The sequence below is a fragment of the Agromyces solani genome, from assembly GCF_058349925.1.
Window position 1 is genome coordinate 869,724 of record NZ_JBYRER010000002.1, and the last position, 14,647, is coordinate 884,370.

Consider the following 14,647-nt stretch of genomic DNA (forward strand, 5'->3'; position numbering starts at 1 on the left):
CGGTCGACCGGCGGCCGCCCGCCGCGTTCGGGGGATCACGCGCCGCGTCGGAGGCCGCTACCGTGGGGGCATGCCGCTTCGCCGACCGCTCCGCCGCCTCGCGGCCGTCGCGCTCGCGGCGGCCGCCGTCGCGATGCCCGTGATCATCGCCGCCGATGCTCCCGGCGCCGAGGCGGCGGTCCCGGTCGCCGCCTCGGCGATCGGGGTCCGATCGGGGGTCGAGGACTTCACCTTCGATTCGTTCGACGCGGTGTACGAGCTCTCGCTCGACGCCGAGGGGCGTTCGGTGCTCGAGACGACGGAGACGCTCGTCGCCCGGTTCCCCGAGTTCGACCAGAACCGCGGCATCCGCCGCGCCATCCCGCTCGACTACGACGGCCATCCGACCGACCTCGAGATCGAGTCGGTGACCGACGGCACGGGCGCGCCGCGCGCGTTCGAGACCGAGACCGACGAGGACGGCGAGTTCCTGCTCGTCACGATCCGGGCCGACGACTTCGTGCACGGCGAGCAGACCTACGTCATCGAGTACCGCCAGCGCAACGTCACGCACGTGCCCGACGACGCGGCGATCGACGAGTTCTACTGGGACGTCAACGGCACCGGATGGGCGCAGCCGTTCGGCGTCGTGCGGGCGCAGCTGCGGTTCGGGGGAGCGCTCGCCGACGGGTTCACCGGCGCCGTGGCGTGCTATCGGGGCTGGAGCGGGTCGAACACCCCCTGCGACGGGATCTCGACCGCCGACGAGGGAGGCGAGACGGTCGTCGTCGCGGAGGCCGCCGCGATCGGCCCGTACGAGAACCTCACCATCGCAGCGGGCTTCACCGCCGGCACGATCGCGCCCCGTGACGACGCGTTCTGGTCGTCTCCCGCGGCGGTCGGCGGCGGGGTCGCGGGCCTCGTCGCGGTCGGCGCCGCCCTCGCGGCCGTCGTCGTCCGCCTCGTGCGCTGGCGCGACCACCCGGGCCGGGGCACGATCGTCGCGCAGTACGAGCCGCCCGAGGGGGTCTCCGCGTTCGTCGCGGCCGACCTCGTCGGCCGGGCGGGCAAGGGCGTGACCGCGACCGTGCTCGAGCGCGCGGTCGCGGGAGACATCCGCGTGATCGAGACCGGCCGTCGCCGGTACGCGATCGAATACCTCGGCGGCGCCGGGCCGGCCGACGAGCACGCCCGCGCTGTGCAGGGGGCCCTGTTCGGCTCGCCGCCCGCGCGCGGCGCGTACCGCGACCTCAAGTCGCGCGACACCGCGCTCGGACGACGGCTGCTCGCGATCCGCCAGCGGGTGAAGAAGGGCGTCGTCGCCGCAGGCCTGCGGCGACGCCCCGACCGCGGACTGCGGGTCGCCCTCGGGATCATCGCGGTCGTCGGGGCCGGACTGAGCCTGCTGCTCGGCATCGTCGCGCTCGACGGCGTCATGGGCGGGGTCTGGCCCGTGGTCTGCTTCCTCGTCGCCGGGCTCGCGGCGCTCCTGACGCTCGGCCTCGTCGCCGACGTCCGCCCCCTCACCGAGCGGGGTCGCGAACTGCACGATCACCTCGAGGGGCTCCGCCTCTACATCCGGCTGGCCGAAGCCGATCGGCTTCGGATGCTGCAGAGCCCGAGCGGCGCGCTGCGCATCGACACGACCGACCGTCGCGCCGTCCTGAAGCTCAATGAACGGCTGCTGCCGTACGCCGTGCTGTTCGGGCTCGAACGCGACTGGAGTCGCGAGCTCGCCGACCTCTACGAGCGCGAGGGCGGCTCGCCCGACTGGTACTCGGGGCGCGACGGGTTCAACGCGGCGGCATTCACGGCCGGGGTCTCGTCGTTCTCGTCGGCGTCGAGCAGTTCGTGGTCGGGCTCGAGTTCGAGCTCGTCGTCGAGCGGCTCGGGCGGCGGCGGTTCGTCGGGCGGCGGCGGTGGCGGCGGCGGTGGCGGAGGCGTCTGAGCCCCGGCCCGCGTCGGGCGGTGCCGCGGCCCGCGCTCACTCGTCGGATGCGGGCGCCCGCTCGTCGCGCAGGTCGACCCGTCGTTCGGCGTCGATGCCGGGCCGCTCGTCGTCGAGGCCGTCGTCGAGCGATCGCTCGTCGTCGTCGTGCGCCTCGTCGGCCTCGTCGAACTCGGTGTCCTGCGACACCGTGAAGTCGTCGTCATCGGGCGCGAACTCCGCGCCCGCCCCCGCGAGCTCGTCCATACTCCAAGGGTAGGCGGGTCGCGGCGGCAGGGGTAGTCCTCCGCCCTATGCTCGCTGCATGTCCGACTGGATGCTGGCGGGCCTCGCGGGCCTCATCGCGGGCGGTGCGCTGCTCGCGGGTGCCGTCATCGCCTGGTTCGTCGACGTGCCGACCCGCATCGTCGCGGGCGTCATGGCGTTCGGTTCGGGTGTGCTCGTCTCCGCGCTCGCCTACGACCTCGTGCTCGAGGCGCAGGCCGAGGGCGGCTTCTGGCCGACCGTCGGCGGATTCGCCGTCGGCGCCGTCGTCTACGTCGTCGCGAATCGCCTGCTCGACCGATTCGACCAGCGCAACCCGCGCGGCCGGGGAGAGGACCCCGGCACCGGCACCGGCATCGCGGTCGGCGCCCTCCTCGACGGCATCCCCGAGTCGGCGGTGCTCGGGCTCAGCATGGTGGGCGGCGCGGGGATCAGCATCCCCGTCTTCGTCGCCGTGTTCATCTCGAACCTGCCCGAGGGGCTGAGCTCGACCGCCGAGCTGAAGGCGAGCGGTCGCTCGCGCTCGTACGTGTTCCTGCTGTGGACGGGCATCGCGCTCGCGAGCGGACTCGCGTCGCTCGCCGGCTACACGTTGCTCGACGATGCGACCGGCGAGCTCACGGCGTTCATCACGGCGATCGCGGCGGGCGCGATCCTCGCCATGATCTGCGACACGATGATCCCCGAGGCCTTCCGCACCGCCCACGCGTTCACCGGGCTGCTCGCGACCGCGGGATTCCTCCTGAGCTACGCGGTGCACGTCGCCGGGTGACCCCGTTTCCCGTTCCGGGCCTCCGGCCCGCTAGAATGGGCACCGCGCCCGACGAATCCGTTCTTCGGCCGACCGTGCGAGCCCCGCTCGCCGCTGCTCGGTTCGGGATTCGGCGTACCGCGCCGCGCGGCCTCCGAGCCGTCGCAGCAGGCTCGATCACCCATCGGTGCCGAGGGGGCGTGCAGGGGATGACGTGCCGCGATCGGCACGAACGAACGGGAGAACAATGGCCCAGCAGAGGCAGCGGCAGCGCACGCGTTCGCGCGACGACGACGCGCCCATCATCCCGATCCTCGCCCGCAAGGTGCGAGAGGTCGAGCAGAAGGCGCAGAAGGGCAAGCTCGGTCCGACGAACCGGCAGAAGTTCCAGGTCATCGCGCTCCTCATGCGCGAGGAGCGCGCGCGGGTCAAGGGCGACGCCGAGATCACCGACGCCGCCCGTGCCGAGCTGCTGAAGCGTCTCGACGGCATCGCGCAGATCCTCGCGAAGACCGCGGCGCGCGACACGAGCCTCATCCAGCTGCTCGAGCCCGACGCCTCGATCTCGACGGTCGCGCAGCGGTTCCGCCGCGACTGGCTGCTCGAGTCGGGCGCCGAGCTGAGCCCCGACGAGCTCATCATCACGCGCGAGGCCGAGCCCGTCGTGCCCCAGCTCAGCGAGAACCAGGTCATCCCGCGGTCGGTGAAGTCGCGGCAGCTCGCCAACCCGTTCCTCGCGCCGGACTTCTCGAAGCCGACTGCGCCGATCGTTCCCGTGCGCCGCCTCGCGAACTGGGAGCTGCTCGGCCCGCTGTTCAAGGCGTTCGAGCAGGGTTCGGGCGGCCAGGCCGCGACGATGGAGCTGCCCGAGGCGCCGAGGGTCGACCGGCTCGCGCCGCGCGGCCTCGAGCTCATGAAGCACCAGGCCCGCTTCATCGAGAGCGCCCGGAACGGGCACCGCACGTTCCTGCTCGCCGACGAGCCGGGTCTCGGCAAGACGGCGCAGTCGGTCCTCGCGGCATCCGTCTCGAACGCCTACCCGCTGCTCGCGGTCGTGCCGAACGTCGTGAAGATGAACTGGGCGCGCGAGGTCGAGCGCTGGACGCCGCACCGTCGCGCCACGGTGATCCACGGCGACGGCGACACGCTCGACGCGTTCGCCGACGTCGTGGTCGTGAACTACGACGTGCTCGACCGGCACATGGCGTGGCTGTCGACCCTCGGCTTCCGCGGCATGGTCGTCGACGAGGCGCACTTCATCAAGAACCTGCAGTCGCAGCGCTCGCGCAACGTGCTCGCGCTCGCCGACCGCATCCGGCGCGCCACGCCCGGCGGCGATCCGCTGCTGCTCGCCCTCACGGGCACCCCGCTCATCAACGACGTCGACGACTTCCGGGCGATCTGGCAGTTCCTCGGCTGGATCGAGGGCGACAAGCCGTCGCCCGAGCTCCTCGGCAGGCTCGAGGAGACGGGGCTCACGCCCGCCGAGCCCGGTTTCTACGCCGAGGCCCGCCGTACCGTCATCGACCTCGGCATCGTGCGGCGCCGCAAGGTGGATGTCGCGGCCGACCTGCCGGCCAAGCGCATCGCCGACCTCCCCGTCGAGCTCGACGACGAGCTGGGCCGTTCGGTCCGCGCGGCCGAGCGCGAGCTCGGCAATCGCCTCGCCTCGCGCTTCCGCGCACTCGTCGAGGCGCGCCACCTGCGCGTCGGCGACCTCGACGAGGACCAGCGCGACCAGTTCATCCGGGCGGTCGCGAGCGCAGAGCTCGAGGAGTCGAAGTCGGCGAAGTCGGGCGAGAACGTCTTCACGATGGTGCGCCGCATCGGCCAGGCGAAGGCCGGCCTCGCGGCCGACTACGCCGCGCAGCTGGCCCGCTCGGTCGGCAAGGTCGTGTTCTTCGCGAAGCACATCGACGTGATGGACCAGGCCGAGGCGGCGTTCGCCTCGCGGGAGCTGCGCACCGTGTCGCTCCGTGGCGACCAGACGGCGCTCCAGCGCCAGGCCGCGATCGACGCGTTCAACAAGGACCCCGAGGTCCACGTCGCCGTCTGCTCGCTCACCGCGGCGGGCGTCGGCGTCAACCTGCAGGCCGCGTCGAACGTCGTGCTCGCCGAGCTCAGCTGGACGGCCGCCGAGCAGACGCAGGCGATCGACCGCGTGCACCGCATCGGCCAGGACGAGCCCGTGACCGCGTGGCGCATCATCGCCGCGCACACGGTCGACGCGCGCATCGCGGAGCTCATCGACTCGAAGCAGGGCCTCGCGGCGCGAGCGCTCGACGGCCAGGACGTCGAGCCCGGCTCGGCCGACTCGGTGCAGCTCGACGCGCTGCAGCACCTGCTGCGGCAGGCGCTCGACGGGGCGCTGTAGCCGCGGCCCCGCGAGCCGCTCGGAGCAGCGGCTCGCGGGTCCGTTCAGAACAGGGTGAAACCGCCGTCGACCTTGACGACGGACCCGGTCATGAAGCTCGAGGCGTCGCTCGCGAGGAAGACGGCGACCGGGCCGAGCTCGTGGGGGAGACCGTAGCGCTTCATGGGAGCGGGGTCGACGACGTACGGTGTGTACTCGGGCTGATCGACCGGTGACATCTCCGTGAGGAAGTAGCCGGGCGCGATCGCATTGACGCGGATGCCGAACCGCGCCCACTCGGCGGCGAGGCCCTCGGTCATGCGGTGCACGGCGGCCTTGGACGTGAGGTACGAGATCTGCCACCGCGGCTGGTTCACGATCTCGGCCGACATCGAGCCGATGTTGACGATCGCGCCTCCGCCGCGCTCGGCCATGCGGCGTGCGACCGCGCGGCTGCAATACCAGACCCCGTCGACGTTGACCGACATGACTTCGCGCCACACCTCGTCGGGCGCGTCGAAGGCGGCCCCGCCGATGCTGATCCCGGCATTGTTCACGAGCACGTCGATCGGGCCGAACTCCGCCTCGACCTCGCCGACGGCGCGCTCGACGTCATCGACGTCGGAGACCTCGAGCCGCACCCCGTAGGCGCGGATGCCGGCCGCCTTGAGTTCGCGCGCCGCGACCTCGGCTCCCTCGGCAGTCGTCGCGCTCACGGCGACCGATGCGCCTGCCTCGCCGAGGGCCTGCGCGATGGCGCGTCCGAGCCCTCGGCTGCCGCCCGTGACGAACGCGGTCCGGCCCCGGAGCGAGAAGGCGTCGAGCACGTTCATCGGGAACCCCCGGGCGTCAGGCCCGCCGCGGCAGGAAGCAGGATCGGGACGCGAGCCGCCGTCCGGAGCGATTCGCGCGCCGCCAGCCCGACGCGGAGCGCCGCGACCGCATCCTCCACCGAGCATCGGAGCGGTTCCGATCGCGCCTCGACGCACGCGAGGAAGTACCTCGCTTGGGCGAGGAACGGATCGTCGAGCGTGTCGGCAGCGCCTGCCGAAGCTCCCTCGGCATCGGCGACGGTCGCCTCGATCGAGTCGGTGCCGGTCGTGCCGATGACGCTGAGCTCGCTGCGGAACGTGAAGCCGGTCGGCAGGTCGGCGACGCTGAGCACCCGGGCGATCCCGCCCCCCGCATACTCGACCGTCGTCGTGACGGGAGCGCCGAACCCCGAGCCGGTGCGCACGCTCTGCACGGCGACGGGTGTGCCGAGCAGGCGGTTCGCCTGGTCGAAGTCGTGGATCGCGAAGTCGACGGTCAGCCCACCCGAGCGTCGTTCGTCGTCGAACCACGACCCGAGGGGCGGGCCCGAATCGAGCCGTGCGGCACTGACCACCCGGACCCGGCCGACCGATCCTCGGGCGACGCGATCGGCGAGCCCGGCGTACGGGGCCATGAACCGCACGACGTGCGCGACCATGAGCACCCCGTCGCTGCGGCGCGCGGCGGCGGCGACCGCCTCGGCGTCGGCCACCGTGAGGGCGATGGGCTTCTCGAGCAGGACGTTCCTGCCGCGGTCGAGTGCGGCGATCGCGATCTCGGCGTGCGCGGGGGTGGGCGTGCACACCGAGAGGATGTCGACGGCCGCGTCGGCGAGCGCGTCGTCGAGGCGCGTGACCCACTGCGCCCGCGTGGCCGATGCGAGTGCCGGCCGTGTGCGCGGCGAGACGACGTACGCGATCGCATCGCCGAGACCGGCGCGGTTCCAGGCGGCGGCATGCGCCTCGGCCATCCGACCGGCTCCGACGATCGCGATGCGGTGCGTGCTCATCGGGCCGGGTCGAGGTCGTGGACGTCGAACACGCGGTCGAGGATGAGGCGACCCGCGCCGAGCACGCCCGCCCGTTCCTTCGCCCGGCTCACCGCGATGTCGAGCTCATCGGTGATCATCGGGAGGCAGTCGTGGTAGATCGCCGAGCGCACGCCGGCGGCGAACGCCTCGGACTCGCCGAGGATGCCGCCGAGCACGAGCTGCTGCGGGTTGAAGAAGTTCATGATCGTCGCGAGGACGCGACCGACACGGATGCCCGCCTCGCGCAGCATCTGCGTCGCGAGCGGATGCGCGTCGTTCGCGAGGGCGAGCACGCCGTCGACCCCGTCGACCTCGACGCCGGCTTCGCGGAGCGCGCGGACGATCGCCGCACCTCCTGCCACGGCGTCGAGGCACCCGGTTCGGCCGCAGGAGCAGAGCACGGGTGGGGCATCGGGCACGTTCACATGGCTGATGTCGCCGGCCATGCCGCGATGACCGTGATGCAGCGCGCCCGACGCGATCACGCCGCAGCCGATGCTCGAGCCGACCTTCACGAACACGAGCTGCTCGATGTCGGGCGACAGGCTGTGCTCTCCGAGCGCCATGAGGTTCGCGTCGTTGTCGACGGCCGTCGGCAGGCCGGTGAGCCGTGTGACCTCGCCCGCGACGTCGACCCCGTTCCAGCCCGGCATGCGCGACGGGGAGACGAGTGCCCCGGTGCGCGCGTCGACCGGGCCCGGCAGCCCGACCCCGTACCCGCGAAGCCGCTGTCCCGGTTCGGCGTGCTCGGACACGAGCGAGTCGACGACGCCGACCATCCACGTGAGGATGGGGTTCACCCCCTCGGCGATGTCGATGCGCTCGCGGCGGGAGGCGATGAGCCGACCCGAGAGATCGAGCAGGCCGAAGGTTGCGTGTTGCGAGCCGAGATCGACGGCGCACACGACGCCGCTCGAAGGGTCGATCTCGAGCGCACGCGGCCGGCGTCCGCCTTGGGAGGCGCCCATGCCGCCCTCGCGCACGTAGCCGGCATCGATGAGCGACTCGACGCGCTGCGCCACCGTCGTCGGCGAGAGCCCCGTGACGCGGGCGATCTCGGCGCGGGAGCTCGCCCGCCGGTTCCGGATGAGCTCGAGCACGACGGAGGCCGAGCCTTGCGCTCGAAGGAGATCGGTCGAGCCGTGCATCGTGTCGAGTCCTTCCTCTCACGCCCGATGGCGTGCTGCGGCGGTGGTCCGAGACTACTGTACCCACTTTCTCCATAATTGGAGCAATTAAATACAGAGTTGCACGTTTGAATCTAAGTTAGTACGCTCGCCGACAACCACCGACAACGATGTGAGGAAAGATGTCAGCAACCGAGCCCCGGCCCATGGTCAGCCTGCGGTCCGTCGACAAGTACTTCGGCGAGCTGCACGTGCTCAAGGACATCGACCTCACGGTGGCGCCGCGCGAGGTCGTCGTGGTGATCGGCCCGTCGGGCTCCGGGAAGTCGACGCTCTGCCGTTCGATCAACCGGCTCGAGTCGATCGACGCCGGCGAGATCCGGATCGACGGCGAGGTGCTTCCGGTCGAGGGTCCCGCCCTCGCCGACCTCCGTGCCGACGTTGGCATGGTGTTCCAGTCGTTCAACCTCTTCGCGCACCGCTCCGTCCTCGACAACGTCACCCTCGCGCCGATCAACGTCCGCCGCACGCCCAAGGCGGAGGCTCGCCAGGAGGCGATGGAACTGCTCGACCGCGTCGGCATCGCCGACAAGGCCGATCACCTGCCGGCACAGCTCTCGGGCGGGCAGCAGCAGCGGGCGGCGATCGCGCGCGCGCTCGCGATGCACCCCAAGGTCATGCTCTTCGACGAGCCGACCTCCGCACTCGACCCCGAGATGGTCGGTGAGGTGCTCGACGTGATGGCCTCGCTCGCGGCCGAGGGCATGACGATGATCGTCGTGACCCACGAGATGGGCTTCGCACGCCGGGCCGCCGACCGGGTCGTATTCATGGATCAGGGGCGGATCGTCGAAGAGGCGGCACCCGACCGATTCTTCGACGCGCCGAGCTCCGAGCGTGCCCGCTCGTTCCTGGCGTCCGTGCTGTCCCACTGAGGCCGGCACAGCTCTACCTGCACCACAACCCGCAACCCGCACAGGAAGGACACCACCATGTTCCGCACCACACGACGGACGGCGCTCGCCGGCGCCGTCCTCGCCGCCGCGCTCTTCGCGGTCACGGCGTGCTCGAGCAACACGACGAGCCTGCCGGGCGACGACGGCGAGACGGATGCCTCCGCGGAGACCAATCCCGTCTTCGCCGACGCCCCCGTGGCGAGCGACGACCTGATCCTGCCCGGATCGACGATGGAGAAGATCAAGCAGCGCGGCAAGCTGATCGTCGCCGAGGCGCTCGACGCGCCGCTCCTCTCGCAGCAGGACCCGACGAATCCCGACAACGTCGAGGGCTTCGACGCCGACCTCGCCAAGCTGCTCGCGATCTACATCCTCGGCGAGCCGAACGTGGAGATCGTGCCTCCGGCCACCGAGACCCGCGAGGCGATGCTGCAGAACGACACGGTCGACGTCGTGTTCAACACCTACACGATCACGCCCGAGCGTGCCGAGCAGATCTCGTTCGCCGGTCCCTACTTCGAGTCGGGCCTCGCGGTCGCGGTGAAGAGCGACAACGACGAGATCACGGGCGTCGACGACCTCGACGGCAAGCAGGTCATCGTCGGGGCGAACACGCCGGCCGTGACCGCCGTGCCGGAGGTGGCGCCCAACGCCACCGTCACCGCGTTCGCGTCGGACCCCGCGGCCGTCCAGGCGCTCGTCCAGGGTCGCGGCGACGCCTACGTGCAGGACTACACGCTGCTCGCGAGCGATGCCGCCAGCAACCCCGACATCAAGGTCGTGGGCACGCCGTTCACGAAGGAGCCCTACGGCATCGGCCTGAAGCACGACGACGCCGAGTTCAAGGCGTTCGTGAACGACTGGCTGCTGAAGATCCAGGAGGGCGGCCAGTGGGCCGAGGCATGGAAGACCACGCTCGGCACCGTGACCGACTCCGAGGTTCCCACGGCTCCCGAGATCGGCTCCGTCCCCGGTTCCTGACCGACGCGGGTGCGGCGGGCCAGACCGCCCGCTGCACCCGCCCGACCGGCGCGCTGCGCCAGTGAGTGCTCATGAATCCCCTCCTCGACAACCTCGGGCTCGTGCTCGAGGGGCTCGGCACGACCCTGCTGATGGCGATCCTCGCCGGCGTCGGCTCCATCGTGCTCGGCGTGCTCATCACGGTCGCCCGCGTCAGCCCGATCCGCGCGCTGCGCGTCGGGGCCTTCGCCTACGTCCAGTTCTTCGTGAACGTCCCGCTGCTCGCGCTGCTGCTCCTCGCGGTGTTCGCCCTGCCCGACGCGGGTCTCATGCTGCCGCTCACCCCGACCTCGATCATCGTGCTGACGGTCTACGAGGCCGCGTACGTCTCCGAGGCCGTGCGCAGCGGCGTCAACACGGTCGCGGTCGGCCAGCTCGAGGCGGCCCGGGCGCTCGGACTCACCCTCGCCCAGTCGCTGCGGCTCGTCGTCCTGCCCCAGTCGCTTCGCGCCGTCGTCCAGCCGATCGGCAACGTCATGATCGCGCTGGCCATGAACACGGCCCTCGCGGCCGCCGTCGGCGTCGTCGATCTCACCGCCGCCGTGAACAAGATCAACCTCGTCGCCGCCCAGCCCATCCTCATCTTCTCGAGCGCGGGCCTGATCTACATGGTCATCGCGCTCGCCATCGGGCTCGCGGCCGGCCGGGTCGAACGAAAGGTGGCGATCGTCCGATGACGGCGCAACTGATCCCCGACCGCCCGTCGCCTCCGCGCACGCGCAAAGCGCCGCGATACGCGGCCGCCTTCCTCTACGACGAGCCCGGGCCGAAGTCGCGTCGCCGTCATCTCATCGGCTCGCTCGTGAGCTGCCCCGTATTCGCCGCCGTCGTCGGCCTGGGCCTGTGGCAGTTCGCCGAGCACGGCCAGCTCGACCCGGCGAAATGGGCGCCGTTCACGGACCCCGCCGTCTGGGAGTACCTCTTCGTCGGCCTCCTCGGCACACTCGAGGCGACCGTCGTGGTCGCCCTGCTCGGCTCCGCACTCGGCGTGGTCCTCGCCTTCGGCCGGCTGAGCCAGCGCGTCTGGATCAGCCGCCTGAGCGGCCTGTACATCGAGATCGCCCGGACCGTGCCCGTGCTGCTGATGATCTACCTCATGCTCTTCGGCCTCCCGCAGATCGGCATCAACGTGCCGACGCTCTGGAAGCTCGTCATCCCGCTCACGATCGCCAACTCCGCGGTCTTCGCCGAGATCATCCGGGCGGGCGTGCTCAGCCTCCCGCGAGGCCAGCGCGAAGCCGCGCTGAGCCTCGGGATGCGTCCCGCTCAGGCCAGTCGGCTGGTCGTGCTCCCGCAGGCGGTGCGCAACGTGACGCCCTCGCTCGTGACCCAGCTCGTCAGCCTGATGAAGGACACGTCGCTCGGATTCATCGTGGCGTTCACCGAACTGCTCTACCGGGGCCAGGTACTCGCGACCTACCTGCACCTGCTCATCCCGACGTACCTCGTCGTGACCCTCATCTACCTCGTGGTGAACGGCAGCCTCTCGGCGTTCGCGGCGCGACTGCAGCGCCGCCTGCACCGCACGGGATCGCCGCTGCCCCGCCTCCCACGACTGCCCGCACTCGCCGGAAACTCCAGAAAGGCCTCCTGATGCCACTGTCGCGCCACGCAGACTCGACCGGACCGTCGCTCGCCGAACTCGCCGTCGTCGAGCGGTCGGGCATGATCGAGAGCCGTCACTTCGGCTCGATCGTCGCCATCGGCCCCGGGGGCGAGACGCTGCTCGAGCTCGGGGCGCCCGACGCGCGAGTGCTCCCGCGTTCGACGGTCAAGCCGGTGCAGGCGCTCGCGTGTCTGCAGGCGGGAGCCGAGCTCCACGGACCCGAACTCGCGATCGCCGCGGGCAGCCACACGGGCGAGGACGCGCACGTGGAGGTCGTGACCGCGATGCTCGAGCGCGTCGGCCTCGGGCCAGCCGACCTCGGCTGCCCTGCCGACCGTCCCGAGGACGAGCCGACGTTCGAGCGCCTCATCCGCGCCGGCGAGCCGCGCAGCGCCGTGCGGATGAACTGCTCGGGCAAGCACGCCGCGATGCTCGTCGCGTGCGCCGTGAACGGCTGGTCGACGCGCGACTACCTCGACCACGCGCACCCCATCCAGCAGTCCGTGCGGCGGGCGATGACGCAGGTGACCGGTGTGGAGGTCGGCCACGACGCCGTCGACGGGTGCGGTGCACCGTTGTACGACACGACCGTGCGCGGACTCGCGCGCGGATTCCGGGCGCTCGTCTTGGCCGATCCCGCCACCCCGGAGGCCGCGGTGGCCGACGCGATGCGGGCCCACCCGTTCTACGTCGGCGGCACCGGGCACCAGAACAGTCGGCTGATGGAGACCGTGCCCGGCGCCCTCGCCAAGGGCGGTGCGGAAGGGGTCATCGGCGTCGCGGCAGCCGATGGGACCTCCGTCGCGATGAAGGTCATCGACGGCAATCCGCGGGCCACGACGCTGCTCGCGCTCCGCGTGCTCGAGGCGCTCGGCGTCGACGTCGCCGGGGCGACCGACCTCGCCGCCGTGCCCGTGCTGGGCGGCGGACGACCGGTCGGCGCGATCGGGGTCGGAGCGGACCTGGCCGACGCACTGGGCCGCCTGGGGACGGTGCGATGACGCTGCTCGAAATCTGCCTCGACGACATCGAGGGCGCCGTGGTCGCCGAGTCGGCCGGCGCGGATCGGATCGAACTCTGCGCCGCGCTCGACGAAGGGGGTCTCACGCCGAGCATCGGTACGGTCGCTGCCGTCTTGGACCGCGTCCGCCGGATCGGCGTCCAGGTGCTCATCCGGCAGCGGGGAGGCGACTTCGTCTTCGGCGACGCCGAACTCGACGCCATGGTCGCCGACATCGCCGCGCTGCGGGCCCTTCCGCGTTCGGAGGGGGTCGTGCTCGGGGTGGTCATCGGTGCGCTCAGCCCCGACGGCACGATCGATCGCGCGGCGGTCGAGCGCCTCGTCAATGCGGCCGCCGAACTCCCGGTGACCTTCCACAAGGCGTTCGACCAGTGCCCCGATCTCGTGGCGGCCCTCGACCTGCTCATCGACCTCGGCATCGAGCGCGTACTGACCTCGGGAGGGGCGCGGACGGCTCGCGAGGGTGCATCCGGGCTCACCGAGCTCGTCGTCCACGCCGCCGGGCGGATCGAGGTGCTCGCCGGCGGCGGTGTGCGGCCCGATCACGTCGCCGAGCTCGTCGGCGCGACCGGCGTGCGCGAAGTGCACCTGCGGGCGGGTGCGCCCGTACCCACGGCAGCGCTCGCCGATGCACTCGCCGCGTCGCCGACGGCGCGAGCCTACGACCGGGGTGAGCGCATCGTGACGTCGGGCGACGTCGTCGCCGCGATGCGCGCCGCCCTCGACGTGGCGGAGCCTGCGGCATGACCACCCGATCAGCTCATCGCTCGGTGCTGGCGGTCGACCTCGGCGGGACCGCCATGAAGGGCGCCGTCGTGGACGAGCTCGGGCGCACGCTCGCGCGGCGCGCCGTGCCGACGCCGTCCCAGGACGTCGAGACGGCGCTGCTCGAGCTGTTCCGCGAGCTCGGCGCGATCGCCGTCGCCGCCGGGGCCGGTCCGGTCGGGGCTGCGGTCGTGACGCCGGGGTCGGTCGACGAGGCGCGGGGAGTGGTGAGGTACGCCTCCAACCTCGGCTGGCGCGACATGCCCCTGCACGACGTCCTGAGCTCCTCGTTGTCGATGCCCGTCGCCGTCGGGCACGACGTGCGTGCCGCCGGGCTCGCCGAGCTCCGGTTCGGCGCCGCTCGCGGCCGCGACGACTTCGTGCTCGTGCCGATCGGCACGGGGGTGGCCGCGGCGCTCGTGACCGACGGCGGCACCGTCGTCGGCGCGACGGGTGCCGCCGGGGAGTTCGGCCACATCCCCGTGGTCCCCGGGGGAGAGGCGTGCGCCTGCGGCCAGCGCGGCTGTCTCGAGGTCTACGCCTCGGGCGCCGGGGTCGCACGCCGGTATGCGGCGGGCGGCGGCGGGCGTCGCAGCTCTCGCGAGATCGTCGAGCGCCTCGGGGTCGACGCCGTGGCCGACGCGGTCTGGTCGGACGCCGTGGACGTGCTCGCGCAAGGGCTCGTCATCCTGACGCTCCTGCTCGATCCGGGCGTGATCGTGCTCGGCGGCGGGTTCTCCCGGGCGGGCGACGCGCTGCTCGTCCCGCTGAGGGAACGGATGTCCGAAGGGCTCGCCTGGCGTGAGCGGCCCGAAGTGAGAACGAGCGAGCTCGGCGACGGTGCCGGCGGCGTCGGTGCGACGATCCTCGCATTCCGGGCCGCGGGGCTCGAAGGGATCGTCGACACCTTCTCATCGGAGGCGCTGATCGCCTGACCGTGCGCGACGCACCGTGGCGCGGGAGAACTGGGTGAGCGCGGTTCGACGTGCGGTCTCGCCGGGTCCGTGGAGACGG

Annotated in this window: 14 protein-coding genes; 10 read left to right on the plus strand and 4 right to left on the minus strand. The window is 72.0% G+C overall.

The window, feature by feature from the left end:
• The first annotated feature begins 70 nt into the window (after positions 1-70).
• On the plus strand, positions 71-1,927 hold the full coding sequence (locus AC3RJ7_RS11700; RefSeq protein WP_491456001.1) for a DUF2207 family protein: 1,857 nt from the start codon (positions 71-73) through the stop codon (positions 1,925-1,927).
• 36 nt (positions 1,928-1,963) lie between these two features.
• On the opposite strand, the gene AC3RJ7_RS11705 is transcribed toward AC3RJ7_RS11700, so the two are convergent.
• Positions 1,964-2,173, minus strand: coding sequence for a hypothetical protein (locus tag AC3RJ7_RS11705; protein WP_491456002.1), 210 nt, complete (start codon positions 2,171-2,173; stop codon positions 1,964-1,966).
• 58 nt (positions 2,174-2,231) lie between these two features.
• Between AC3RJ7_RS11705 and AC3RJ7_RS11710 the strand changes: the two genes are divergently transcribed.
• Positions 2,232-2,963, plus strand: coding sequence for a ZIP family metal transporter (locus tag AC3RJ7_RS11710; RefSeq protein WP_491456003.1), 732 nt, complete (start codon positions 2,232-2,234; stop codon positions 2,961-2,963).
• 226 nt (positions 2,964-3,189) lie between these two features.
• A complete protein-coding gene (locus AC3RJ7_RS11715; RefSeq protein WP_491456004.1) occupies positions 3,190-5,316 on the plus strand; it encodes a DEAD/DEAH box helicase in 2,127 nt (708 codons plus the stop codon).
• A gap of 44 nt (positions 5,317-5,360) precedes the next feature.
• On the opposite strand, the gene AC3RJ7_RS11720 is transcribed toward AC3RJ7_RS11715, so the two are convergent.
• From AC3RJ7_RS11720 to AC3RJ7_RS11730, 3 genes are read right to left on the minus strand one after another with little or no spacing between them, the layout of a single operon-like run.
• On the minus strand, positions 5,361-6,128 hold the full coding sequence (locus AC3RJ7_RS11720; protein WP_491456005.1) for an SDR family NAD(P)-dependent oxidoreductase: 768 nt from the start codon (positions 6,126-6,128) through the stop codon (positions 5,361-5,363).
• The gene (locus tag AC3RJ7_RS11725) at positions 6,125-7,117 is read right to left on the minus strand and encodes a Gfo/Idh/MocA family protein (RefSeq protein ID WP_491456006.1); all 993 of its coding nucleotides are present in this window, start codon (positions 7,115-7,117) and stop codon (positions 6,125-6,127) included. The genes AC3RJ7_RS11720 and AC3RJ7_RS11725 overlap by 4 nt, the downstream gene beginning before the upstream one ends.
• Complete coding sequence (locus AC3RJ7_RS11730; protein ID WP_491456007.1) at positions 7,114-8,238, minus strand: ROK family transcriptional regulator; 1,125 nt, start codon at positions 8,236-8,238, stop codon at positions 7,114-7,116. Before AC3RJ7_RS11730 ends, AC3RJ7_RS11725 begins: the two co-directional genes overlap by 4 nt.
• 209 nt (positions 8,239-8,447) lie before the next feature.
• On the opposite strand from AC3RJ7_RS11730, the gene AC3RJ7_RS11735 reads away from it, so the two are divergent.
• The 7 genes from AC3RJ7_RS11735 (at position 8,448) to AC3RJ7_RS11765 (ending at position 14,568) form a co-directional block, all read left to right on the plus strand.
• The gene (locus AC3RJ7_RS11735; protein ID WP_491456008.1) at positions 8,448-9,200 is read left to right on the plus strand and encodes an amino acid ABC transporter ATP-binding protein; all 753 of its coding nucleotides are present in this window, start codon (positions 8,448-8,450) and stop codon (positions 9,198-9,200) included.
• Between the two features lie 57 nt (positions 9,201-9,257).
• Positions 9,258-10,202: a glutamate ABC transporter substrate-binding protein gene (locus AC3RJ7_RS11740; RefSeq protein ID WP_491456009.1), complete on the plus strand. Its 945-nt coding sequence runs from the start codon at positions 9,258-9,260 to the stop codon at positions 10,200-10,202.
• Positions 10,203-10,273: 71 nt separating this feature from the next.
• Positions 10,274-10,918 carry an amino acid ABC transporter permease gene (locus AC3RJ7_RS11745; RefSeq protein WP_491456010.1) on the plus strand — a complete coding sequence of 215 codons (645 nt, stop codon included), beginning with the start codon at positions 10,274-10,276 and terminating at the stop codon, positions 10,916-10,918.
• Complete coding sequence (locus tag AC3RJ7_RS11750; protein ID WP_491456011.1) at positions 10,915-11,835, plus strand: amino acid ABC transporter permease; 921 nt, start codon at positions 10,915-10,917, stop codon at positions 11,833-11,835. Before AC3RJ7_RS11745 ends, AC3RJ7_RS11750 begins: the two co-directional genes overlap by 4 nt.
• Positions 11,835-12,848 (plus strand): asparaginase, encoded by a 1,014-nt coding sequence (locus AC3RJ7_RS11755; protein ID WP_491456012.1) that lies wholly within the window; start codon positions 11,835-11,837, stop codon positions 12,846-12,848. Before AC3RJ7_RS11750 ends, AC3RJ7_RS11755 begins: the two co-directional genes overlap by 1 nt.
• Positions 12,845-13,615 (plus strand): copper homeostasis protein CutC, encoded by a 771-nt coding sequence (locus tag AC3RJ7_RS11760; protein WP_491456013.1) that lies wholly within the window; start codon positions 12,845-12,847, stop codon positions 13,613-13,615. The genes AC3RJ7_RS11755 and AC3RJ7_RS11760 overlap by 4 nt, the downstream gene beginning before the upstream one ends.
• Positions 13,612-14,568: an ROK family protein gene (locus AC3RJ7_RS11765; RefSeq protein WP_491456014.1), complete on the plus strand. Its 957-nt coding sequence runs from the start codon at positions 13,612-13,614 to the stop codon at positions 14,566-14,568. The genes AC3RJ7_RS11760 and AC3RJ7_RS11765 overlap by 4 nt, the downstream gene beginning before the upstream one ends.
• Positions 14,569-14,647 lie beyond the last annotated feature (79 nt).

What these genes read in the sequence shown, in the direction of transcription:
- AC3RJ7_RS11760 (WP_491456013.1), top strand. Translation starts at nt 12,845, where the DNA reads ATGACGCTGCTCGAAATCTGCCTCGACGACATCGAGGGCGCCGTGGTC.
- AC3RJ7_RS11745 (WP_491456010.1), top strand. Translation starts at nt 10,274, where the DNA reads ATGAATCCCCTCCTCGACAACCTCGGGCTCGTGCTCGAGGGGCTCGGC.
- AC3RJ7_RS11700 (WP_491456001.1), top strand. Translation starts at nt 71, where the DNA reads ATGCCGCTTCGCCGACCGCTCCGCCGCCTCGCGGCCGTCGCGCTCGCG.
- AC3RJ7_RS11765 (WP_491456014.1), top strand. Translation starts at nt 13,612, where the DNA reads ATGACCACCCGATCAGCTCATCGCTCGGTGCTGGCGGTCGACCTCGGC.
- AC3RJ7_RS11740 (WP_491456009.1), top strand. Translation starts at nt 9,258, where the DNA reads ATGTTCCGCACCACACGACGGACGGCGCTCGCCGGCGCCGTCCTCGCC.
- AC3RJ7_RS11705 (WP_491456002.1), bottom strand. Translation starts at nt 2,173, where the DNA reads ATGGACGAGCTCGCGGGGGCGGGCGCGGAGTTCGCGCCCGATGACGAC.
- AC3RJ7_RS11750 (WP_491456011.1), top strand. Translation starts at nt 10,915, where the DNA reads ATGACGGCGCAACTGATCCCCGACCGCCCGTCGCCTCCGCGCACGCGC.
- AC3RJ7_RS11710 (WP_491456003.1), top strand. Translation starts at nt 2,232, where the DNA reads ATGTCCGACTGGATGCTGGCGGGCCTCGCGGGCCTCATCGCGGGCGGT.
- AC3RJ7_RS11755 (WP_491456012.1), top strand. Translation starts at nt 11,835, where the DNA reads ATGCCACTGTCGCGCCACGCAGACTCGACCGGACCGTCGCTCGCCGAA.
- AC3RJ7_RS11735 (WP_491456008.1), top strand. Translation starts at nt 8,448, where the DNA reads ATGTCAGCAACCGAGCCCCGGCCCATGGTCAGCCTGCGGTCCGTCGAC.
- AC3RJ7_RS11720 (WP_491456005.1), bottom strand. Translation starts at nt 6,128, where the DNA reads ATGAACGTGCTCGACGCCTTCTCGCTCCGGGGCCGGACCGCGTTCGTC.
- AC3RJ7_RS11725 (WP_491456006.1), bottom strand. Translation starts at nt 7,117, where the DNA reads ATGAGCACGCACCGCATCGCGATCGTCGGAGCCGGTCGGATGGCCGAG.
- AC3RJ7_RS11715 (WP_491456004.1), top strand. Translation starts at nt 3,190, where the DNA reads ATGGCCCAGCAGAGGCAGCGGCAGCGCACGCGTTCGCGCGACGACGAC.